This is a genomic window from Klebsiella sp. 2680, from assembly GCF_900198535.1.
Lineage (GTDB): Bacteria > Pseudomonadota > Gammaproteobacteria > Enterobacterales > Enterobacteriaceae > Klebsiella > Klebsiella indica.
The window spans coordinates 222900-244284 of sequence record NZ_FZNJ01000003.1 but is presented as its reverse complement, the minus strand read 5'-3'; the positions used below and the strand labels follow the sequence as shown (position 1 = coordinate 244284).

21 protein-coding genes are annotated in these 21385 nt (G+C 55.2%); 17 read left to right on the top strand and 4 right to left on the bottom strand.

The genetic code is table 11. The features are described 5' to 3' along the window. Positions 1-670 precede the first annotated feature (670 nt). Positions 671-820, top strand: a complete 150-nt coding sequence (locus tag FN037_RS24785) for a hypothetical protein (protein ID WP_409513736.1) — start codon at positions 671-673, stop codon at positions 818-820. A gap of 552 nt (positions 821-1372) precedes the next feature. On the opposite strand, the gene FN037_RS14395 is transcribed toward FN037_RS24785, so the two are convergent. After that, on the bottom strand, positions 1373-2461 hold the full coding sequence (locus tag FN037_RS14395; RefSeq protein WP_138359865.1) for an aminopeptidase: 1089 nt from the start codon (positions 2459-2461) through the stop codon (positions 1373-1375). Positions 2462-2706: 245 nt separating this feature from the next. Here FN037_RS14395 and cysG point away from each other — a divergent pair, with 245 nt between their 5' ends. The 13 genes from cysG to rpoS all read left to right on the top strand — a co-directional run bounded on the left by cysG (position 2707) and on the right by rpoS (position 14060). Further along, on the top strand, positions 2707-4113 hold the full coding sequence (cysG, locus tag FN037_RS14390) for a siroheme synthase CysG (protein WP_185929278.1): 1407 nt from the start codon (positions 2707-2709) through the stop codon (positions 4111-4113). 155 nt (positions 4114-4268) lie between these two features. Beyond that, complete coding sequence (gene cysD / locus FN037_RS14385; RefSeq protein WP_015369979.1) at positions 4269-5177, top strand: sulfate adenylyltransferase subunit CysD; 909 nt, start codon at positions 4269-4271, stop codon at positions 5175-5177. Between the two features lie 9 nt (positions 5178-5186). Then, positions 5187-6614, top strand: coding sequence for a sulfate adenylyltransferase subunit CysN (cysN, locus tag FN037_RS14380; RefSeq protein ID WP_142502530.1), 1428 nt, complete (start codon positions 5187-5189; stop codon positions 6612-6614). After that, positions 6614-7219: an adenylyl-sulfate kinase gene (gene cysC / locus FN037_RS14375; RefSeq protein ID WP_142502529.1), complete on the top strand. Its 606-nt coding sequence runs from the start codon at positions 6614-6616 to the stop codon at positions 7217-7219. Before cysN ends, cysC begins: the two co-directional genes overlap by 1 nt. 53 nt (positions 7220-7272) lie before the next feature. Further along, entirely contained in the window at positions 7273-7599 is a 327-nt protein-coding gene (locus FN037_RS14370; RefSeq protein WP_138359861.1) for a DUF3561 family protein, read from the top strand. Between the two features lie 140 nt (positions 7600-7739). After that, positions 7740-8057 carry a cell division protein FtsB gene (gene ftsB, locus FN037_RS14365; RefSeq protein ID WP_138359860.1) on the top strand — a complete coding sequence of 106 codons (318 nt, stop codon included), beginning with the start codon at positions 7740-7742 and terminating at the stop codon, positions 8055-8057. Between the two features lie 19 nt (positions 8058-8076). Continuing rightward, entirely contained in the window at positions 8077-8787 is a 711-nt protein-coding gene (ispD, locus tag FN037_RS14360) for a 2-C-methyl-D-erythritol 4-phosphate cytidylyltransferase (protein WP_138359859.1), read from the top strand. Beyond that, positions 8787-9266: a 2-C-methyl-D-erythritol 2,4-cyclodiphosphate synthase gene (ispF, locus tag FN037_RS14355; RefSeq protein WP_138359858.1), complete on the top strand. Its 480-nt coding sequence runs from the start codon at positions 8787-8789 to the stop codon at positions 9264-9266. Before ispD ends, ispF begins: the two co-directional genes overlap by 1 nt. Further along, the gene (truD, locus tag FN037_RS14350) at positions 9263-10312 is read left to right on the top strand and encodes a tRNA pseudouridine(13) synthase TruD (RefSeq protein ID WP_142502528.1); all 1050 of its coding nucleotides are present in this window, start codon (positions 9263-9265) and stop codon (positions 10310-10312) included. The genes ispF and truD overlap by 4 nt, the downstream gene beginning before the upstream one ends. Further along, positions 10293-11054: a 5'/3'-nucleotidase SurE gene (gene surE / locus FN037_RS14345; protein ID WP_138359856.1), complete on the top strand. Its 762-nt coding sequence runs from the start codon at positions 10293-10295 to the stop codon at positions 11052-11054. Before truD ends, surE begins: the two co-directional genes overlap by 20 nt. After that, positions 11048-11674: a protein-L-isoaspartate(D-aspartate) O-methyltransferase gene (locus FN037_RS14340; protein ID WP_138359855.1), complete on the top strand. Its 627-nt coding sequence runs from the start codon at positions 11048-11050 to the stop codon at positions 11672-11674. Before surE ends, FN037_RS14340 begins: the two co-directional genes overlap by 7 nt. Positions 11675-11797: 123 nt before the next feature. After that, complete coding sequence (gene nlpD / locus FN037_RS14335; protein WP_138359854.1) at positions 11798-12910, top strand: murein hydrolase activator NlpD; 1113 nt, start codon at positions 11798-11800, stop codon at positions 12908-12910. Positions 12911-13067: 157 nt separating this feature from the next. Beyond that, a complete protein-coding gene (gene rpoS, locus FN037_RS14330; RefSeq protein ID WP_138359853.1) occupies positions 13068-14060 on the top strand; it encodes an RNA polymerase sigma factor RpoS in 993 nt (330 codons plus the stop codon). Positions 14061-14085: 25 nt separating this feature from the next. On the opposite strand, the gene FN037_RS14325 is transcribed toward rpoS, so the two are convergent. Continuing rightward, positions 14086-14547, bottom strand: coding sequence for a MarR family winged helix-turn-helix transcriptional regulator (locus FN037_RS14325; RefSeq protein ID WP_142502527.1), 462 nt, complete (start codon positions 14545-14547; stop codon positions 14086-14088). Between the two features lie 171 nt (positions 14548-14718). Here FN037_RS14325 and FN037_RS14320 point away from each other — a divergent pair, with 171 nt between their 5' ends. The 3 genes from FN037_RS14320 to FN037_RS14310 are packed head-to-tail and all read left to right on the top strand — an operon-like array spanning position 14719 to position 16986. Beyond that, positions 14719-15312, top strand: a complete 594-nt coding sequence (locus FN037_RS14320) for a non-oxidative hydroxyarylic acid decarboxylases subunit B (protein ID WP_138359851.1) — start codon at positions 14719-14721, stop codon at positions 15310-15312. Then, the gene (locus FN037_RS14315; RefSeq protein ID WP_142502526.1) at positions 15312-16739 is read left to right on the top strand and encodes a non-oxidative hydroxyarylic acid decarboxylases subunit C; all 1428 of its coding nucleotides are present in this window, start codon (positions 15312-15314) and stop codon (positions 16737-16739) included. Before FN037_RS14320 ends, FN037_RS14315 begins: the two co-directional genes overlap by 1 nt. A gap of 10 nt (positions 16740-16749) precedes the next feature. Continuing rightward, complete coding sequence (locus FN037_RS14310) at positions 16750-16986, top strand: non-oxidative hydroxyarylic acid decarboxylases subunit D (protein ID WP_138359849.1); 237 nt, start codon at positions 16750-16752, stop codon at positions 16984-16986. A 97-nt stretch (positions 16987-17083) separates the two neighbouring features. Here FN037_RS14310 and mutS read toward each other — a convergent pair whose 3' ends face one another. Then, positions 17084-19651 (bottom strand): DNA mismatch repair protein MutS, encoded by a 2568-nt coding sequence (gene mutS / locus FN037_RS14305; protein ID WP_138359848.1) that lies wholly within the window; start codon positions 19649-19651, stop codon positions 17084-17086. Positions 19652-20181: 530 nt separating this feature from the next. Beyond that, positions 20182-21369 carry a YgeY family selenium metabolism-linked hydrolase gene (locus tag FN037_RS14300; RefSeq protein WP_142502525.1) on the bottom strand — a complete coding sequence of 396 codons (1188 nt, stop codon included), beginning with the start codon at positions 21367-21369 and terminating at the stop codon, positions 20182-20184. Positions 21370-21385 lie beyond the last annotated feature (16 nt).

Sequence of the window (21385 nt, the reverse complement as noted above, 5' to 3'; positions counted from 1 at the left end):
GAAGTTTTATCAGCGTCAGTGACGTAGTGTTCCCCGCGCCAGCGGGGATAAACCACTTCTCTTAGCTCGGCTGGGGTGTAAAAAATCGTGTTCCCCGCGCCAGCGGGGATAAACCGAATTTTGAGCCAGAGAACCGACCGCCGATCATGTGTTCCCCGCGCCAGCGGGGATAAACCGTTTACCCGGATTATCTCGTTCAGCCAGTAAGCGTGTTCCCCGCGCCAGCGGGGATAAACCGAGGCCTGGCTCATGCTGGGTCATCCAGAATTCGTGTTCCCCGCGCCAGCGGGGATAAACCGCAATTTTCGACGAAACGTTCGCTGTCTTCGTCGTGTTCCCCGCGCCAGCGGGGATAAACCGGAGTATACTGGTAACGGCGTTTCGGCAGTATCGTGTTCCCCGCGCCAGCGGGGATAAACCGCCAGGCGAGGGAGTCGAGTGTTTTTGAGCGCAGTGTTCCCCGCGCCAGCGGGGATAAACCGGTGCGGCATGGTTTCTGATGAAGCTACAAACCGTGTTCCCCGCGCCAGCGGGGATAAACCGCGTGGTGGCCGGTGCTGCCACGGCATTCTGATGTGTTCCCCGCGCCAGCGGGGATAAACCGGTTCAGCTCGCAAACTCGGGCACCGCACCAACGTGTTCCCCGCGCCAGCGGGGATAAACCGGCAGCATGAGATCGTCAATCTGGCCGGGGAAAGTGTTCCCCGCGCCAGCGGGGATAAACCGTGATTTTGATCTGGCGTTGAGGCAGTACAGCAGTGTTCCCCGCGCCAGCGGGGATAAACCGCTGGCGTTGGCGTTCGAGCCTGGGCAACGCTAAGTGTTCCCCGCGCCAGCGGGGATAAACCGAGGTTATCAACATTTTGTCTGAAAAGAATTGCGTGTTCCCCGCGCCAGCGGGGATAAACCGATCTTTGACAAAAAGAAGCGGGCAATTAAAACGTGTTCCCCGCGCCAGCGGGGATAAACCGGACGGAAAAGTCAAAACGGGACGTGAAGCCTTGTGTTCCCCGCGCCAGCGGGGATAAACCGTCAGGTTTTTATATCATCCACACTGACGGCCAGTGTTCCCCGCGCCAGCGGGGATAAACCGGCAGTTCGAGGTGATTGTTTCATCCGGCCCGTGTGTTCCCCGCGCCAGCGGGGATAAACCGCCTGTGGCGGCACTGACGCCGCTCAAGCTGGTGTGTTCCCCGCGCCAGCGGGGATAAACCGATATTGAGCGTGGTTATATATTCCGCGTATTGGTGTTCCCCGCGCCAGCGGGGATAAACCGGGCTGTACGTTCGTGGAGGATTTCTACGATGAGTGTTCCCCGCGCCAGCGGGGATTATAGTCGCAAGACAGCAGGGGGAGACGCGGATAGGGTTTATCATTCGCCTTTGCGGGCGGGCTTTGCTGATAGCCTGTTTTGAGACGTTTTTTTCTCCGCTTTCGCCAGTTCTTTAACCAACGGCAGCATAATCCTCATGACATCGCGGCTGCGCTGCGCAATTCGGCCCGGCAGCGCTTTATCAATATGCTGCTGGTTATCCAGTTGCACATTATGCCAACTGGTGCCATTCGGGAACGAACGGGATTTGGCGCGCTGCTGATAACCATCTTTTCTTCCTAACGACCAGTTAGTGGCTTCCACGGACAGCACCGGGATGCCCGCTTCATCAAACACGCTGGCATCGTTACAGCAACTGGTACCTTTTGGGTAGGCAGGATTCAAACCGGGATTGCTGAATGCGCTAATACCTTTACTGTGCGCGATAGCCAGCGCCCGGTCGCGGGTTAGCTTACGCACCGAAGCTGGCGTGTTGCGGCCACTATTAAAGTAGAGCTTATCACCCACCACCAGATTATCGAGATTAATCACCAACAGCGTGTTTTTCTTCTCCGCGTCGCTCATGCGTTTCAGCAGGTTTTGCGCGCCAAGACGGCCTTCCTCTTCGCCGCTGGTAGCGATAAAGCGAATACCGTAGCGAGTAGGGACATTTTTTAGCTTTTCGGCAAGTTCCAGCATTACGCCAATCCCCAGCGCATTATCATCGATACCCTGCAGCGTCAGGCCACCGAGGTTATTTTCGACATCGGCATCGCTCTGCGGCGCGTAGGTATCAAGGTGCGCCATGATGATAATCTGTTGGCGATCTTTACCCTCATGCGCGGCGATAACCGTGCTGCCGGTGGCGTTTTGCCAGTTTTGGCGTTTATCGTTGTCGGTGTAAATATAACGGGTATTAAAACGGCGAATATCGCTCTTATAACCCATATGCATGAACTGCTGACGCAAATAATCTGCTGACAGCATCTCGGCGGGCGAGCCGGTCATTCTTCCGGGGAAAAAAGTGGCGATATGACGAGCTTGTGCATTGGCGGTTTCACCCAGGGCGCTCATTGCCGGGGCGGCGAAGAAGACAAAACCTGCGCCTAACGCCAGAGGGAGAAGGCGATGGCACAATGCGGAAAACATAGTCGGTCCTTAAGCACATAAAACAATTTTTCCCGCGTAGTATGAAACTGTGACCGTCGTTAAACAATTTCAATTGCGCTTAAATGGCGGAAAAATCGCATGTTAAGCACTTTTTGATATTTGCTTTTCCAGCTCGTTATTCCTTTGAGTAACAACTCATTCCATTTCGTCATTTCATTTGCTCTGAACCGCACCCTATAGTCGCCCTATTGTGATTGTAAGAGAGTTTTTGTGTAGTGGATTACTTGCCCTTGTTCGCCGAATTGAAAGAAAGATCCGTACTGGTTATCGGCGGTGGCGAGGTTGCCGCTCGCAAAATTACGTTTCTGTTACGTGCGCAAGCGAAGGTCCGGATTATTGCGGAAGCGTTGATTCCGGAACTGGCCAAGAAGGTTGAGCGCCAGGAAATTCAGTGGCAAGCGAGCGCATTTGAAGAGCAGCAGCTCGATGACGTTTTCCTGGTGATTGCCGCGACTGAAGATGATGACCTGAACCAGCGCGTCGCCGCCGCGGCTAACGCGCGCTATCGGTTAGTCAACGTGGTTGATAACCAGGCGCTGTGCTCGTTTATATTTCCTTCAATTGTCGATCGTTCTCCGCTGCTGGTGGCTATCTCTTCCAGCGGGAAGGCGCCGGTGCTTTCCCGCATTCTGCGCGAAAAAATAGAGGCGTTGCTGCCGGGCAATCTGGGGCGGCTGGTCGAAACGGCGAGCAACTGGCGCCACCATATTAAAATCCATCTCAAAACCACCGCCGAACGCCGCCGCTTTTGGGAGCGCGTGTTTACCGGCCGCTTTGCCAGCCTGATGCTGGCAGGCAACGAAGCCGAGGCGAAAAAGGTGCTGGAAGACGAACTCAGGCAGCCGGGAAAGCGCACCGGTGAAATTATTCTTGTCGGGGCAGGACCGGGCGATGCCGGGCTGCTGACCCTGCGCGGCCTGCAGGCTATTCAGCAGGCGGATGTGGTGTTTTATGACCATCTGGTTACTCCGGAGGTGCGTGAGCTGGTACGCCGCGACGCCGAGACGATCTGCGTTGGTAAAAGCGCGTCTGGTGTTTCCGTACCGCAGCAGGAGATCAACCGAATGCTGGTGGCGGCGGCAAAAGAGGGCAAAACGGTAATACGCCTGAAGGGCGGCGACCCGTTTATTTTCGGTCGCGGCGGTGAAGAACTACAGGCTGCGGCGGCTGCGGGTGTCCCGTTTCAGGTTGTTCCTGGCGTTACGGCCGCGGCGGGGGCGACGGCGTATGCCGGTATTCCGCTCACTCATCGGGATTATGCCCAGAGCACCACTTTTATTACCGGTCACGATAGTGCGGAAAACGCCTCACTCGACTGGGCACGACTGGCGCAAAGCGGCCAGACCCTGGCGATTTACATGGGCAGTCTGAAAGCGGCGCAAATCAGCGCGCATCTGATCGCCCATGGTCGCGATCGCAATACCCCGGTAGCGGTGATCTCTCGCGGAACTCGCGCCGATCAGCAAACGAAGACCGGCATATTACAACAACTGGAACAGCTGGCGGAAGACGCTCCGATTCCCGCTCTGCTGGTGGTGGGCGAAGTGGTGCAATTACATCAACAGCTCGCCTGGTTTCAACACGCAACGACGGCAGAAGGGTTTAACTCTTCTGTGGTAAATCTGGCTTAGTCCCGGCGCGACAGGCTATTTTATTTGCCATTTTGGCTCCGGGCAGTGCTCGTAATCCTCACGTACTTTTGTACGCTCCGGTTGCTGTGCGCTGTCCGTAACCAAACTGGCTGCAACAATAACGCCTGTTGCACCAGGCCTTATAAGGAACGGTTATGGACCAAAAACGACTCACTCACCTGCGGCAACTGGAGGCGGAAAGCATCCATATCATTCGCGAGGTGGCCGCCGAATTCTCTAACCCGGTGATGATGTACTCCATCGGTAAAGACTCCAGCGTAATGCTGCATCTGGCGCGTAAAGCGTTTTATCCCGGAACCCTGCCATTCCCGCTGCTGCATGTTGATACGGGCTGGAAATTTCGCGAAATGTACGAGTTCCGTGACCGTACCGCGAAAGCCTACGGCTGCGAGCTGCTGGTACATAAAAACCCGGAAGGGGTGGCGATGGGGATTAACCCGTTCGTTCACGGCAGCGCCAAGCATACCGATATCATGAAAACCGAAGGGCTCAAGCAGGCGCTGAATAAATACGGCTTTGACGCGGCGTTCGGCGGCGCGCGCCGCGATGAAGAGAAATCCCGCGCAAAAGAACGAATCTACTCTTTCCGCGATCGCTTCCACCGCTGGGACCCGAAAAATCAGCGCCCGGAACTGTGGCACAACTATAACGGCCAGATTAACAAAGGCGAAAGCATCCGCGTCTTCCCGCTCTCCAACTGGACCGAGCTGGATATCTGGCAGTACATCTATCTGGAAAACATTGAAATCGTTCCGCTGTATCTGGCGGCAGAACGCCCGGTGCTGGAGCGTGACGGCATGCTGATGATGATCGACGATGATCGGATTGATTTGCAGCCTGGAGAGATGATCAAAAAACAGATGGTGCGCTTCCGTACCCTCGGTTGCTGGCCGCTGACCGGCGCGGTGGAGTCTAATGCGCAAACGCTGCCGGAGATCATCGAAGAGATGCTGGTCTCTACCACCAGCGAACGACAGGGGCGCGTGATTGACCGCGACCAGGCAGGCTCTATGGAGCTGAAGAAACGTCAGGGTTATTTCTAAGGAGCCGCCATGAATACCACTATTGCACAACAAATTGCCGATGAAGGCGGCGTAGAAGCCTATCTGCACGCTCAGCAGCACAAAAGCCTGCTGCGTTTTCTGACCTGCGGCAGCGTTGATGATGGTAAAAGCACCCTGATTGGCCGACTGCTGCACGATACCCGACAGATTTATGAAGATCAGCTGTCATCGCTGCATAATGACAGCAAGCGTCACGGTACTCAGGGCGAAAAACTGGATCTGGCGTTGCTGGTGGACGGTCTGCAGGCCGAGCGTGAGCAGGGCATCACTATCGACGTGGCTTACCGTTATTTCTCTACCGAGAAACGTAAATTTATTATCGCCGATACGCCCGGGCACGAGCAGTACACCCGTAACATGGCGACCGGCGCGTCAACCTGCGAGCTGGCAATCCTGCTGATCGACGCGCGGAAAGGGGTGCTGGACCAAACCCGCCGTCACAGCTTTATCTCCACGCTACTGGGGATCAAGCACCTGGTGGTGGCGGTGAACAAAATGGATCTTGTTGATTTTAGTGAAGAGATCTTTAACACCATCCGCGAAGAGTATCTGACCTTCGCTGAGCAACTGTCGGGCAACCCGGATATTCGTTTTGTGCCGCTGTCGGCGCTGGAAGGGGACAACGTCGCCAACCAGAGCGATAACATGCCGTGGTACAGCGGTCCGACGCTGCTGGAAGTGCTGGAAACCGTCGAGATTCAGCGAGTGGTGGAAAGTCAGCCGTTCCGTTTCCCGGTGCAGTACGTCAACCGCCCGAACCTCGATTTTCGCGGTTTTTCCGGTACGGTTGCGTCCGGCAACGTGACGGTCGGACAGCGCCTGAAGGTGCTGCCATCGGGCGTGGAATCTCGTGTCGCGCGCATTGTCACCTTTGATGGCGACCTGGAGCAGGCCGGAGCCGGGGAAGCGATTACTATCGTGCTGGAAGATGAGATTGATATTAGCCGCGGCGATCTTCTGGTGGATGCGTCGGTATCCCTGCCTGCGGTACAAAGCGCCAGCATTGATGTGGTGTGGATGGCGGAACAGGCGCTGGCTCCGGGTCAGAGCTATGACATTAAAATCGCCGGTAAGAAAACCCGCGCCCGTGTTGATAGGCTCCGCTATCAGGTTAACATCAACAACCTGACGCAGCATGATGTCGAATCGCTGCCGCTGAACGGGATTGGTCTGGTGGATCTGACCTTCGACGAACCAATGGTGCTGGATAAATATCAGGATAATCCGGTGACCGGCGGGCTGATCTTTATTGATCGTCTCTCTAACGTTACCGTGGGCGCAGGCCTGGTGCGTGAAACGCATGCACAGGCGCCGACGGCTGCGTCGCAATACAGTGCGTTTGAGCTTGAACTGAATCAACTGATTCGCAAGCACTTCCCGCACTGGGATGCGCGCGACTTGCTGGGGGGCAAGTAATGGCCGGGCATGATGAAAATATCGTCTGGCATGCTCATGCGATAACGCGGGAAGATCGTGAAGCGCTGCATGGGCATAAGGGGGCGGTGGTCTGGTTTACGGGACTTTCCGGTTCAGGAAAATCAACGGTTGCTGGCGCGCTGGAAGAGGCGCTTCATAAACTGGGGGTCAGCACCTGGTTGCTTGATGGTGACAACGTGCGCCACGGTTTGTGCAGCGATCTTGGATTCAGCGATGATGACCGCAGAGAAAATATTCGCCGCGTGGGCGAAGTGGCGAAGCTCATGGTTGAGGCCGGCCTGGTCGTCCTGACGGCATTTATTTCTCCGCATCGCGCGGAGCGGCAAATGGTGCGCGAGCGCTTAGGCGAAGGGCGTTTTATCGAGGTTTTTGTCGACACGCCATTGGCCATCTGCGAAGCGCGGGACCCGAAAGGCTTGTATAAGAAGGCGCGGGCCGGACAATTGCGTAACTTTACCGGTATTGATTCAGTGTATGAATCTCCGGAGCAGGCAGACGTTCATCTCGACGGTCAACAATTGGTAACAAATTTGGTGCACCAACTATTAGACCTGCTCCGGGAGCGCGATATTATCAGATCCTGAAACGGCAGCGGCATCATTGATGGGTGCCGGTCGCCAGGTCAACAGGATTTATTATGCGCAATACCCAGAACATCAGTATTATTCGTTCCGAGCCGCCACCGGCAGTCAACGATGAGACCAACTGGTCTCTATCGGGGGCCGCCGTGGGGTTTATTTCATGGCTGCTGGCACTGGGTATTCCCTTCCTGATTTATGGCAGTAACACGCTATTTTTTCTCCTCTACACCTGGCCGTTCTTTCTGGCGTTAATGCCGGTTGCCGTCGTGGTCGGCATCGCGCTGCATTCACTGCTGAACGGTAAACTTCAGTACAGCGTCTGTGCGACGTTGTTAACCGTCGGCCTGCTGTTCGGCCTGCTGTTCCTCTGGTTACTGGGTTAGTCCATTTTTCGAATGAATCTGGCCTGGGTATCAACGGTAAAAATGTGGTACAGTCCCCGCGTTACGCGGCGTCGTCCGCGCGCCCGGGTAGAGTACTCGCGCGAGTTATGGGATGATGATGCCGTTTTTCAGGGGGCAGAATGGGTAAATTAACGCTGCTATTATTGGCTTTGCTGGTCTGGCTTCAGTACTCGCTGTGGTTCGGCAAAAATGGTCTGCATGACTATAGCCGGGTTAATGACGATGTCTCCGCGCAGCAGGCAACTAACGCTAAATTAAAGGCTCGCAACGATCAGTTGTTCGCCGAAATTGACGATCTCAACGGCGGTCTGGAAGCGATCGAAGAGCGTGCGCGCAATGAACTCAGTATGACCCGCCCGGGCGAAACGTTTTATCGTCTGGTACCGGATGCGTCAAAACGCAACCAGGCGTCGGGGCAACAGCAGAATAATCGATAAACAGGCCCAGGATTACAACATGGCAGCCACTTTTCCGGGCGTTTGCGCCGTGGTGCCGGCAGCCGGTTTTGGCCGCCGCATGCAAACGGAATGCCCTAAACAATATCTCTCAATCGGTAACAAAACGATTCTCGAACACGCGGTCGCTGCGCTGTTGGCAAACCCGCGTATACGGCGGGTGGTTATTGCCGTCAGCCCTGGCGATGTGCGCTTTAGCCAATTACCGTTGGCCAATCATCCACAAATTACCGTTGTTGATGGCGGTACGGAACGTGCGGATTCCGTCCTCGCGGGCCTGCAGGCGCTTGTCGAGGCCGACTGGGTGCTGGTGCATGATGCCGCGCGTCCCTGCCTGCATCAGGACGATCTCAGCCGCCTGCTGCAACTCTGTGAAACCAGCCGCACGGGCGGCATTCTGGCTGCGCCGGTTCGCGATACCATGAAACGTGCGGAGCCGGGAAAGTCGTCTATTGCCCACACGGTTGAACGCAACGATTTATGGCATGCGCTGACGCCGCAATTTTTTCCTCGCGAACTGCTTGTCGATTGCCTGACGCGCGCGCTTAATGAAGGGGCGATCATTACCGATGAAGCCTCGGCGCTGGAGTACTGCGGCTTCCATCCTGAACTGGTTGCCGGGCGCGCAGATAATATTAAAGTAACGCGCCCGGAAGACCTGGCGCTGGCTGAATTTTACCTTACCCGTTCCCGACACCAGGAGAAGGCTTAATGCGAATTGGACACGGTTTTGACGTACACGCTTTTGGCGGTGAAGGCCCAATCATTATCGGTGGCGTGCGTGTACCTTATGAAAAGGGGCTGCTGGCGCATTCTGATGGCGATGTCGCGTTACACGCGCTGACCGACGCGCTGTTGGGCGCGGCGGCGCTGGGGGACATCGGTAAGCTGTTCCCCGACACCGATCCGGCCTTTAAAGGCGCCGATAGCCGTGAGCTGCTGCGCGAGGCGTGGCGCCGGATTCAGGCAAAAGGTTATACCCTCGGCAACGTAGACGTCACCATCATCGCTCAGGCGCCGAAAATGTTGCCGCATATTCCGCAGATGCGCGTTTTTATTGCGGAAGATCTCGGCTGCCATATGGATGATGTTAACGTCAAAGCGACGACTACCGAAAAGCTGGGCTTTACCGGGCGTGGCGAGGGCATCGCCTGCGAAGCGGTGGCGCTGCTGCATAAGGCGGAGAAATGATAGCGTTTGACGAACTCACTTATCTGCACGGTAAACCGCTTAGCCAGGGGCTGTTGAAAGCGAACCCGGAAGATTTTGTCGTGGTTGAGGATCTCGGCTTTGCGCCTGACGGTGAAGGCGAGCATGTGCTGGTGAGGATTCTGAAAAACGGGTGTAATACGCGTTTTGTTGCTGATGCGCTGGCGAAGTTTCTTAAAATTCATGCACGTGAAGTGAGTTTTGCCGGGCAAAAAGACAAATATGCGGTCACTGAACAGTGGCTGTGCGCCAGAGTACCGGGGAAAGCGATGCCGGATCTGAGCAAATTTCAGCTTGAAGGCTGCAAGGTACTGGAGTACGCGCGACATAAACGGAAACTGCGGCTCGGGGCGCTAAAAGGCAACCAGTTCACTCTGGTGCTGCGCGAAATCAGTGCGCGTGACGATGTCGAAAGGCGTTTACAGGCGATTGCCGAACGCGGCGTACCGAACTATTTCGGCGCCCAGCGCTTTGGTATCGGCGGCAGTAACCTGCTGGGGGCTCTGCGCTGGGCCGAGAGCGGCGCGTCGGTGCGCGATCGCAATAAACGCAGTTTTTGGTTGTCGGCGGCCCGCAGCGCATTGTTTAATCAACAGGTTGGTATTAGATTAAAAAAACCGGAATTTAATCAGGTTGTTGATGGCGATGCGCTACAATTAGCGGGGCGCGGAAGCTGGTTTGTCGCGACTGCGGAAGAACGGGCGCAACTCCAGGCGCGCGTGGACAGCCGTGAGCTGATGATTACCGCGGCGCTTCCGGGGAGCGGTGACTGGGGGAGCCAGCGGGATGCGCTGGCCGCTGAACGGGCGGCGGTGGCCGAAGAGACGCAATTACAAATGCTGCTGGTGCGTGAAAAAGTGGAGGCGGCCCGCCGGGCAATGCTGCTTTATCCGCAGCAGATGCGCTGGAACTGGTGGGATGACGTTACCGTTGAACTGCGTTTCTGGCTGCCTGCGGGCAGCTTCGCCACCAGTGTGGTAAGGGAGCTTATCAATACAACGGGTGACTATGCGAATATTGCTGAGTAACGACGACGGGATTCATGCGCCGGGCATTCAGGCCCTGGCAAAGGCCTTACGGGAATTCGCTGAGGTTCAGATAGTTGCACCCGATCGTAACCGCAGTGGCGCGTCGAATTCCCTGACTCTGGAGTCCTCGCTACGCACTTTTACCTTTGACAATGGCGATATCGCTGTGCAGATGGGCACGCCAACGGACTGCGTTTACCTTGGCGTAAATGCTCTGATGCGGCCGCGTCCGGATATTGTCGTCTCGGGCATCAACGCCGGGCCTAACCTCGGTGATGATGTGATCTATTCCGGTACCGTGGCCGCTGCGATGGAAGGCCGTCATCTCGGCTTTCCGGCGCTGGCCGTTTCGCTAAACGGCTATCAGCATTATGACACCGCAGCCGCGGTCACCTGTTCGATTCTGCGGGCGTTAAGGCGGGAGCCGCTGCGTACTGGTCGTATTCTTAATATCAACGTACCGGATTTGCCCCTTGAGCAGATCAAAGGTATTCGCGTCACCCGCTGCGGCAGCCGTCATCCCGCCGACCAGGTGATCCCGCAAAAAGATCCGCGCGGCAACACGTTGTACTGGATTGGCCCGCCGGGCGAAAAGTACGATGCCGGGCCGGATACCGATTTTGCCGCAGTAGATGAAGGCTATGTTTCTGTCACGCCGCTGCATGTTGATTTAACGGCCCACAGCGCGCATGAGGTGGTTAGCGGTTGGCTGGATCGCGTCGGGGTTGATACACAATGGTAAGCAAACGTGTTGAAAGTCTTCTCAATCAGCTTCGCGCTCAGGGCATTGCCGATGAGCGCGTGCTGGACGCTATCGCGCAAGTACCGCGCGAAAAGTTCGTTGATGAAGCCTTTGAACATAAAGCGTGGGAAAACACGGCGCTGCCAATAGGGCAGGGGCAAACTATTTCGCAACCCTATATGGTGGCGCGAATGACGGCGCTTCTGGCGCTGACGCCGGAATCACGGGTGCTGGAAATTGGCACCGGTTCTGGCTATCAGACGGCGATTCTGGCGCATCTGGTGCACCATGTTTGCTCGGTTGAGCGGATTAAGAGTTTACAGTGGCACGCCCGCCGTCGCCTGAAACAACTTGATTTACATAATGTTTCAACCCGTCACGGTGATGGATGGCAGGGTTGGCAGGCACGCGCGCCGTTTGACGCGATTATCGTCACTGCTGCGCCGCCAGAAATTCCGTCCGCACTGCTGGCGCAACTGGATGATGGCGGCGTGCTGGTGCTGCCGGTGGGCGAAGCGCATCAGTTTCTGAAGCGGGTCCGTCGCCGCGGCAACGAATTTATGATTGATACTGTCGAAGCGGTGCGTTTTGTTCCTCTCGTTAAAGGGGAATTGGCCTGAACCCGGATTATTCCAGGTTTTTTTGCTCGTATTTAGGCATAGTGTGGGCGCATTTTTCGTGTCCTGGCCGGGCGCAGTCCGGTGAGTAAGAGATTGGCAGTTAACATATTCCTGGGGGGATAAATGAGCGCGGGAAGCCCAAAATTTACCTTAAGCCGCATTGCGGCTTTATCACTGGTGTCACTCTGGCTGGCGGGTTGTAGCAGCGCTAATCGTTCTCCTGCGCCGGTTAGTTCGGTTGGCGGCGCTTCGTCTTCCAGCACTAATTCCGGAATGCTGATTACCCCGCCATCAAAAAGCGGTTCTGCCATTGTTCCACAGGCGCGCCCGGTACAGACGCAGTCGACCCGGATTCAGCCGATGGCACAGGAGCCGGTGCAGACGGTGAACGGCCGGATTGTTTACAACCGCAAATATGGCGATATTCCGAAAGGTAGCTACACCGGCGGTAGCACCTATACCGTTAAACGCGGCGATACATTGTTCTATATTGCGTGGGTTACCGGAAACGATTTCCGCGACCTGGCGCAGCGCAATAATATCCCGGCACCGTATAGTTTGAGCGTTGGTCAGACGCTACAGGTCGGCAATGCTTCAGGCCAGCCGATCACCGGCGATAACGCCGTCGCCCAGGCCAGCGCGAAGGCCAGCGGCGGTGGGATGCTGACTACAAAATCTGCACAAAATTCCACCGGAGTGGTTGCGTCGCAGCCAACTATTACGTATTCTGAATCCTCAGGTGAACAGAGTGCTAATAAGATGTTGCCGAATAACCGGCCTGCGACGACGACCGTCGCGCCAGTAACGGCACCGACTGCCAGTACAACGCAATCGACTGCAAGCAGTATGTCAACCAGTTCGCCGATCTCTTCATGGCGCTGGCCGACTGAGGGCAAGATTATCGAGAACTTTAGTGGAGCCGAAGGCGGAAACAAAGGTATCGATATTGCAGGCAGTAAAGGGCAGGCTATTGTCGCGACCGCAGATGGGCGCGTCGTCTATGCCGGTAACGCACTGCGCGGTTACGGTAATCTTATTATCATCAAACACAACGATGATTACCTGAGTGCCTACGCTCACAACGATACTATGCTGGTCCGGGAACAACAGGACGTTAAAGCGGGGCAGAAAATCGCTACCATGGGTAGCACCGGAACCAGCTCAACAAGATTACATTTTGAAATTCGTTACAAGGGGAAATCCGTCAACCCGCTGCAGTACTTGCCGCAGCGATAATTTGGCAAAGTACGGATACGTTCAGCATCTGTAAAAGGCGCCAGGGCGGTCGCGAGTGCCCTTTTTACCTGGGTACTTCAGGGTATCGTCCGGGCGTCGTTTGAATGATGTTTAGCGAAGGTGCTTTGCTCAGGGATCACGGGTAGGAGCCATCTTTATGAGTCAGAATACGCTGAAAGTTCATGATTTAAATGAAGACGCGGAATTTGATGAGAACGGAGTCGAGGTTTTTGACGAGAAAGCCTTGGTTGAAGAGGAACCCAGTGATAGCGATCTGGCCGAGGAAGAGCTTCTTGCGCAAGGGGCCACCCAACGGGTGCTTGATGCGACGCAGCTCTATCTGGGTGAGATTGGTTATTCCCCACTGTTGACGGCTGAAGAAGAGGTTTATTTTGCCCGTCGAGCACTGCGTGGTGATGTTGCATCACGCCGCCGGATGATTGAAAGTAATTTGCGTCTGGTCGTTAAGATAGCCCGTCGTTACGGTAATCGCGGTCTGGCCCTGCTGGATCTGATCGAAGAAGGTAATCTGGGGCTGATTCGCGCCGTTGAAAAATTTGACCCGGAACGTGGGTTTCGTTTTTCAACTTATGCGACATGGTGGATTCGTCAGACGATTGAACGGGCGATTATGAACCAAACCCGTACCATTCGTTTACCCATTCATATCGTCAAAGAGCTGAACGTCTATCTGCGTACCGCCCGTGAATTGTCCCATAAGCTGGACCATGAACCCAGTGCGGAAGAGATAGCCGAACAACTGGATAAACCGGTTGATGACGTGAGCCGTATGCTCCGTCTGAACGAGCGCATAACCTCGGTGGATACGCCGCTGGGTGGCGATTCGGAAAAAGCGCTGCTGGATATTCTGGCCGATGAGAAAGACAACGGTCCGGAAGACACCACGCAGGACGATGATATGAAACAGAGCATCGTCAAATGGCTGTTTGAACTGAACGCCAAGCAGCGTGAGGTGCTGGCGCGTCGCTTTGGTTTGCTGGGTTATGAAGCCGCGACGCTGGAAGATGTTGGCCGTGAAATTGGCCTGACCCGCGAACGCGTGCGTCAAATCCAGGTTGAAGGCCTGCGCCGTCTGCGGGAGATCCTGCAGGGGCAGGGGCTGAACATCGAAGCGCTTTTCCGCGAGTAAGATACCTTTCTTAAAAAAGGCTCAATCATGCGATTGGGCCTTTTTCTTTTTTGTCGATCTGGTCGCACGCATTCATCTGCTCTTTCGTCATCATTTTTTGAATGAGGCTGGAGAACAGCAGACGTTCTTCCTGGCTTAGCCGGTACAGAAACGCTTCATCAACGCCATTACCCAGCGGTATTGAGTTTGCCAGCAGCGCTTCACCTTCTGCCGTTAAATAGACAAACCGGCGGCGTTTATCCATCGGATCCTGTTCGCGACGAACCAGCCCGCGGCTCTCCATACGGCTCAGCATTTCTGCCAGCGTCGCCTTAGTGCTTACCGCTGCTTCCGTTAACGTCACCTGTTCAATACCTGGCTGCTCCGCGATTGAACGCATCACCGCATATTGCGGTTTGGTGAGGTCAGGCAGGGTCTGCTGCCAGCGGGCGGTGTGCTGCTGAAAAAGCTGGCGTAACAGATGGAATGCTTCGTTTCTTAACTCCATGACCACTCCGTAATAAACCCGTTAGTTCTATGATAGCCGTTCGGCGGGGCTTTTAGTTGTATTTCCTGTATTGATTAAAAATGCGATCGTCCACGAAGCAACTTGCGTCGATATCCTGGCAAGCGTAGTTTTAATAAAAATGTTCGTATACGAACAATGTGTGAGGTAACGATGAAACTGATTGTCGGGATGACGGGGGCGACGGGGGCGCCGTTGGGGGTGGCATTGCTCAGGGCGCTTCGTGAAATGCCGGAAGTGGAAACGCATCTGGTTATGTCAAAGTGGGCCAAAACCACCATCGCTCTGGAAACGTCCTGGAACGTTCGCCAGGTCGCAGAGCTGGCCGATTTCTCACATAGCCCGGCAGACCAGGCCGCGGTCATCTCATCAGGTTCATTTCGTTGCGACGGGATGATTATTATCCCCTGCAGCATGAAAACGCTGGCCGGTATTCGTGCCGGTTATGCCGAGGGACTGGTTGGGCGCGCGGCGGATGTGATGTTGAAAGAGGGGCGTAAGCTGGTGCTGGTACCGCGAGAAATGCCATTGAGCACTATCCATCTGGAAAACATGCTGGCGCTGTCACGCATGGGAGTGGCGATGGTGCCGCCGATGCCCGCTTATTACAACCATCCTGAAACCATTGAGGACGTTACAGACCATATTGTCACGCGGGTGCTGGATCAGTTCGGACTGGAGTATCACAAAGCGCGCCGCTGGCAAGGGTTACGGGCGGTAGAGAAGTTTTCACAGGAGAATGAATAATGGCTTTTGATGATTTACGCAGCTTTTTGCAGGCGCTGGACGAGCAGGGGCAACTGCTGAAAATTAGCGAAGAAGTTAACGCGGAGCCGGATCTGGCCGCCGCGGCGAACGCCACCGGGCGAATTGGCGATGGCGCTCCGGCCTTGTGGTTTGACAATATCCGCGGCTTCACCGATGCCCGCGTGACGATGAATACCATCGGTTCCTGGCAGAATCACGCAATCTCACTGGGATTACCGCCGAATACACCGGTGAAAAAGCAGATTGACGAGTTTATTCGCCGCTGGGACACATTCCCGGTGACGCCGGAGCGTCGGCCGAACCCGGCCTGGGCGGAAAACAGTGCTGACGGCGAGGACATTAACCTGTTTGATATTCTGCCTCTGTTCCGTCTGAACGATGGCGATGGCGGTTTTTATCTCGATAAAGCCTGCGTGGTTTCACGCGATCCGCTCGACCCGGACCACTTTGGTAAACAGAACGTCGGCATCTACCGCATGGAAGTGAAGGGGAAGCGTAAGCTGGGTCTGCAGCCGGTACCGATGCACGATATCGCCCTGCATCTGCACAAAGCGGAAGAGCGTGGCGAAGATCTGCCGATTGCTATTACGCTCGGTAACGATCCGATCATCACTCTGATGGGCGCCACGCCGCTGAAATACGATCAGTCGGAATATGAAATGGCGGGCGCGCTGCGCGAAAGCCCGTATCCAATCGCCACCGCGCCGTTGACTGGCTTTGATGTGCCGTGGGGGTCAGAAGTGATCCTTGAAGGGGTAATCGAAGGGCGCAAGCGTGAGATAGAAGGGCCATTCGGCGAATTCACCGGTCATTATTCAGGTGGCCGGAACATGACCGTCGTGCGTATTGATAAAGTCTCTTATCGCACAAAACCCATCTTTGAATCTCTGTACCTCGGCATGCCGTGGACTGAAATCGACTACCTGATGGGACCAGCGACCTGTGTGCCATTGTATCAGCAACTGAAGGCGGAGTTCCCGGAAGTGCAGGCGGTTAACGCCATGTATACCCACGGTCTGCTGGCGATTATCTCCACCAAAAAACGTTACGGCGGATTTGCCCGCGCGGTCGGCCTGCGGGCAATGACCACGCCGCACGGTCTGGGGTATGTGAAGATGGTGATTATGGTTGATGAGGATGTCGATCCGTTTAACCTGCCGCAGGTGATGTGGGCGCTGTCATCGAAAGTTAACCCGGCAGGAGACCTGGTACAGCTGCCGAATATGTCGGTGCTGGAGCTTGATCCGGGCTCAAGCCCGGCGGGGATCACCGACAAGCTGATCATTGACGCGACGACGCCGGTTGCGCCGGATAATCGTGGTCACTATAGCCAGCCGGTACGTGACTTACCGGAAACCAAAGCCTGGGCTGAAAAGCTGACCGCCATGCTGGTCAACCGTAAATAAGGAGTTGCAGATGATTTGTCCACGTTGTGCTGATGAGCATATTGAAGTGATGGCGACCTCGCCGGTAAAAAATATCTGGACGGTATTCCAGTGCCAGCATTGTCTGTACACCTGGCGTGATACCGAGCCGCTACGCCGTACCAGCCGCGAACATTATCCGGAAGCCTTCCGTATGACGCAGAAGGATATTGATGAGGCGCCGATGGTGCCGAGCATTCCCCCTTTGCTGGCGGAAGATAAGCGCTAAATAAACAAGCCGGATGGCGGCTAACGCCTTATCCGGCCTACACATTTTGATATTTTTAGCAGGCCCGGTAAGCGCAGCGCCACCGGGCATTTCTGATTTACACCAGACTTTTCAACCGGTAGATCCACTCCAGCGCCTGACGCGGCGTCAGAGAGTCCGGGTCGAGGTTCTCCAGCGCTTCAACGGCTGGCGAGGCTTCTTCCGCGACCGCCAGCAGTGACATCTGGGTCCCGTCCACCTGCGTGGCGGCTGCGTTGGGTGAAATGCTTTCCAGCTCGCGCAGTTTCTGGCGCGCACGTTTAATTACCTCTTTCGGCACGCCAGCCAACGCGGCAACCGCCAGTCCGTAGCTCTTGCTTGCTGCCCCGTCCTGCACGCTGTGCATAAAGGCGATGGTATCGCCATGCTCCAGCGCGTCCAGATGCACATTCGCGACGCCTTCCATTTTCTCCGGTAACTGGGTTAATTCGAAGTAGTGAGTCGCGAACAGGGTCAGCGCTTTAATCTTATTCGCCAGACTTTCCGCACAGGCCCATGCCAGAGACAGGCCGTCATAGGTCGAGGTGCCGCGGCCAATTTCATCCATCAGCACCAGACTGTGTTCGGTGGCGTTATGCAGAATATTGGCGGTTTCGGTCATCTCCACCATAAAGGTTGAGCGACCGCTGGCCAGGTCATCCGCTGCGCCAACGCGAGTGAAGATACGATCAACAGGGCCGATTTCTACTTTCTCAGCCGGCACATAGCTGCCGATATAAGCCAGCAGCGCAATCAGTGCGGTTTGCCGCATATAGGTACTTTTCCCGCCCATATTCGGGCCGGTAATAATCAACATTCTTCGTTGTGGCGCGAGATGCAGCGGGTTGGCGATAAACGGCTCTTTCAGTACCTGCTCAACCACCGGGTGACGGCCTTCGCTGATACGAATACCGGGTTTATCGCTAAACGTAGGGCAGCAGTAGTTGAGCGTTTCCGCGCGCTCGGCGAGGTTCACCAGCACATCAAGCTCTGCCAGCGCGCTGGCGCTCTGTTGCAGGTCGCCAAGATGCGGCAGCAGTATATCGAACAGCTCGTCGTATAACTGCTTTTCCAGTGCCAGCGCTTTGCCTTTAGAGGTCAGAACCTTATCTTCATACTCTTTCAGCTCAGGAATAATGTAGCGTTCGGCGTTTTTCAGCGTCTGGCGGCGGGTATAGTTTATCGGGGCAAGATGGCTCTGCCCGCGGCTGATCTGGATGTAGTAGCCGTGTACCGCGTTAAACCCGACTTTCAGCGTGTCCAGACCCGTTCGCTCGCGTTCGCGGATTTCCAGTCGATCCAGATAGTCGGTCGCTCCGTCAGCCAGTGCGCGCCATTCATCCAGTTCTTCGTTGTAGCCAGGGGCAATAACACCGCCGTCACGCACCAGGACCGGTGGCGCCTCAATGATGGCGCGCTCAAGCAGTTCTCGCAGTTCGCTGAATTCGCCCATTTTTTCACGCAGCATTTGTACCGGGGCGCTGTTAACGGTTTCCAGTTGCGCGCGCAGTTCAGGAAGTTGCTGAAAAGCGTGGCGCATACGGGCGAGGTCCCGCGGCCGGGCGGTACGCAGGGCAAGGCGCGCCAGAATACGTTCCAGATCGCCTACCTGACGCAGCACTGGCTGTAATTCGCCAGTGAACTCCTGCAGCGCGCCGATAGTTTGCTGACGTTCGATCAGAATTTTAGTGTCGCGGACTGGCATATGCAGCCAGCGTTTAAGCATACGGCTGCCCATCGGCGTGACGGTGCAGTCGAGCACTGAAGCCAGCGTATTCTCCACACCGCCTGCCAGGTTCTGGGTGATCTCCAGATTACGGCGCGTGGCGGCATCCATAATGATGCTGTCCTGCTGACGTTCCATCGTAATGGAACGAATGTGCGGCAGGGAGGTGCGCTGGGTATCTTTGACATATTGCAACAGGCAACCTGCCGCGCACAGTCCGCGTGGCGCGTTCTCTACGCCAAAGCCAATCAGATCCCGTGTACCAAATTGCAGATTTAATTGCTGGCGAGCAGTGTCGATTTCAAATTCCCATAGCGGACGGCGGCGTAAACCACGGCGGCCGTCAATCAGCGACATTTCGGCAAAATCTTCGGCGTACAGCAGTTCTGCAGGATTAGTGCGTTGTAATTCTGCGGCCATCGTTTCCCGGTCAGGCGGTTCGCTCAGACGAAAACGCCCGGAACTGATATCCAGCGTAGCGTAGCCGTAGCCTTTGCTGTCCTGCCAGATGGCGGCCAGCAGATTGTCCTGGCGTTCCTGCAACAGCGCTTCATCGCTGATGGTGCCAGGCGTAACGATGCGCACGACCTTGCGCTCTACCGGGCCTTTGCTGGTAGCCGGGTCGCCAATCTGTTCGCAGATGGCGACGGATTCGCCCTGATTGACTAATTTGGCAAGGTAGTTTTCTACCGCATGATGTGGGATACCCGCCATTGGAATCGGTTCACCAGCAGATGCACCGCGTTTGGTCAACGAGATATCGAGTAATTGTGAGGCACGGCGCGCATCATCGTAAAACAGTTCGTAAAAATCGCCCATGCGGTAGAACAACAGAATCTCCGGGTGCTGGGCTTTCAGCTTGAGATACTGCTGCATCATCGGGGTGTGGGCAGATATATCCTTGTCGATAGACTCTTGCATATTGATTTAACTCGTTTTTAAGTCTTTTGGCGCATCAAGAGGTCTCATATGAAACCGCTTTAAACCCATGTAAATCGATAAATTTGTATCACCGAAGTATACCGGAATCTGTCAGGCATACGAGACGGCTTGTAAATTCGTATAAACGATTAAAGTTGAGCAAAAGAAATCGCCATGTGATTAAACGGAAGGCGGATACTGCTGAAATTACGGTTAGTGAAGTTTTGTGCAATACAGAAGCCATCTTCTGGGCAGAGTTAAACCTGCAACGTCTCTCCTCCGCGTTATCAGGCTTGAACGCAGACCCATGATGTCCTGCGCCCTCGGCCTTGATGATAGGCTTTGGGCACAATGACGATACCGAGACCCGTTACGGGACACCGCCCGGTAATATCTTGCTCAGCGATGTGATACCCTCTGAACAAATACGTTCCGACGCACAGAACATCAGTATGCTCTGCGCAGTCGGAATCGGGCGTTCTGCACGTGAAAGCCTCCGCAATCAAGCTGTCTCTAACGGCATCGGCGGCTCAACTTTCAGATTTAGTTAACGCTTTTGCCAACGCATAGTAACCCTGTGATGCGCCCAGCAGTTGTTTCACTTCGATGTATTCATCGATCACATGAGCTAAGTTCTCCCGTGATGGCCCGAAGCCGAGCGTTGGGATATTTGCTTCACCGGCATAATGGCTGCCGTTAGTGCAGAAAGAATAGGTGGTCACCTCTGGCGTCAGACCGGATTCACGCAAAGCGGTCAGAGCGGTTTGCACCAACGGGCTGGCCTCATCCATGATCCAACCAGGGAAAAACCGCATCGCCTGAATCTGTTCACCAGTCCAGCACGTTTCCTCTCCCTCAGCAAAACTCACTTTCGCCTTAAAATGTGGGTTATGTTCGGCGCACTGATCGAGCAACATCTGCAATGGCGCAAGCACGGATGCCGGTGTTTCTCCGGTGAGCAGACGACGGTCTGCTGTGGCCCGGCAATAGTCAGGAACCACGGAAGCGCCAGGCCAGGGGGAGGATTTAATATCCGTTACTTCCAGGATCCCTTTACCTAACTGCGGGTGTTGTTCCACGGGTAGTTTTTGCAACGCATTCAGTAAAGTAGCCATGCTATAGACCGCATTGATGCCGGTTTCCGGGTTGGCGGAATGGGCAGGTTTACCGAAAGTTTCCAGTAAGATTTCTGCGCGCCCGCGCTGACCAATCTTCAGATTCAGCTCGGAGGCTTCGCCAATGATCACCACATCCGGCTTCACATTCTGGCTGATCAACCGGCTGGCGACACCTTCAAAACACTCTTCATGTACAACACAGGAGACGTACAGATTTCCGGCAAACTGCCGGTTGCTATCGTGGGCGAAATTGCTAATGGCGGTCAGCATGGCGGCAACTGCTCCTTTCATATCGGAAGTGCCACGACCATATATTTTGTCATCGATAATCTCCGCGGAATAGGGGGAGTATTGCCACTGAGCGGCATTTACCGGAACGGTATCAATATGCCCATCAAACAGAATATGTCTGCCCGGCAGATGGCCTTTCATCATCCCGATAATATTGCCGTAGCGATCAATGGTGATCTCGTCGTAGCCCAGTTCCGTCATAATAGTGTGAATTTCATCCACGACCGCTTTTTCCTGCCCGGAGTAACTTTGTTTCTGGATTAAACGCTGGCAGCAGGTGATAACCGTATTTTGGCGTTGTTGATTCATTCTTGTTCTCGAAGGT

Excerpts from the sequence above, each read along its gene's own strand:
- FN037_RS24785 (WP_409513736.1), top strand. The coding sequence starts at position 671 with ATGAGATCGTCAATCTGGCCGGGGAAAGTGTTCCCCGCGCCAGCGGGG.
- FN037_RS14395 (WP_138359865.1), bottom strand. The coding sequence starts at position 2,461 with ATGTTTTCCGCATTGTGCCATCGCCTTCTCCCTCTGGCGTTAGGCGCA.
- cysD (WP_015369979.1), top strand. The coding sequence starts at position 4,269 with ATGGACCAAAAACGACTCACTCACCTGCGGCAACTGGAGGCGGAAAGC.
- cysN (WP_142502530.1), top strand. The coding sequence starts at position 5,187 with ATGAATACCACTATTGCACAACAAATTGCCGATGAAGGCGGCGTAGAA.
- cysC (WP_142502529.1), top strand. The coding sequence starts at position 6,614 with ATGGCCGGGCATGATGAAAATATCGTCTGGCATGCTCATGCGATAACG.
- FN037_RS14370 (WP_138359861.1), top strand. The coding sequence starts at position 7,273 with ATGCGCAATACCCAGAACATCAGTATTATTCGTTCCGAGCCGCCACCG.
- ftsB (WP_138359860.1), top strand. The coding sequence starts at position 7,740 with ATGGGTAAATTAACGCTGCTATTATTGGCTTTGCTGGTCTGGCTTCAG.
- ispD (WP_138359859.1), top strand. The coding sequence starts at position 8,077 with ATGGCAGCCACTTTTCCGGGCGTTTGCGCCGTGGTGCCGGCAGCCGGT.
- ispF (WP_138359858.1), top strand. The coding sequence starts at position 8,787 with ATGCGAATTGGACACGGTTTTGACGTACACGCTTTTGGCGGTGAAGGC.
- truD (WP_142502528.1), top strand. The coding sequence starts at position 9,263 with ATGATAGCGTTTGACGAACTCACTTATCTGCACGGTAAACCGCTTAGC.
- surE (WP_138359856.1), top strand. The coding sequence starts at position 10,293 with ATGCGAATATTGCTGAGTAACGACGACGGGATTCATGCGCCGGGCATT.
- FN037_RS14340 (WP_138359855.1), top strand. The coding sequence starts at position 11,048 with ATGGTAAGCAAACGTGTTGAAAGTCTTCTCAATCAGCTTCGCGCTCAG.
- nlpD (WP_138359854.1), top strand. The coding sequence starts at position 11,798 with ATGAGCGCGGGAAGCCCAAAATTTACCTTAAGCCGCATTGCGGCTTTA.
- rpoS (WP_138359853.1), top strand. The coding sequence starts at position 13,068 with ATGAGTCAGAATACGCTGAAAGTTCATGATTTAAATGAAGACGCGGAA.
- FN037_RS14325 (WP_142502527.1), bottom strand. The coding sequence starts at position 14,547 with ATGGAGTTAAGAAACGAAGCATTCCATCTGTTACGCCAGCTTTTTCAG.
- FN037_RS14320 (WP_138359851.1), top strand. The coding sequence starts at position 14,719 with ATGAAACTGATTGTCGGGATGACGGGGGCGACGGGGGCGCCGTTGGGG.
- FN037_RS14315 (WP_142502526.1), top strand. The coding sequence starts at position 15,312 with ATGGCTTTTGATGATTTACGCAGCTTTTTGCAGGCGCTGGACGAGCAG.
- FN037_RS14310 (WP_138359849.1), top strand. The coding sequence starts at position 16,750 with ATGATTTGTCCACGTTGTGCTGATGAGCATATTGAAGTGATGGCGACC.
- mutS (WP_138359848.1), bottom strand. The coding sequence starts at position 19,651 with ATGCAAGAGTCTATCGACAAGGATATATCTGCCCACACCCCGATGATG.
- FN037_RS14300 (WP_142502525.1), bottom strand. The coding sequence starts at position 21,369 with ATGAATCAACAACGCCAAAATACGGTTATCACCTGCTGCCAGCGTTTA.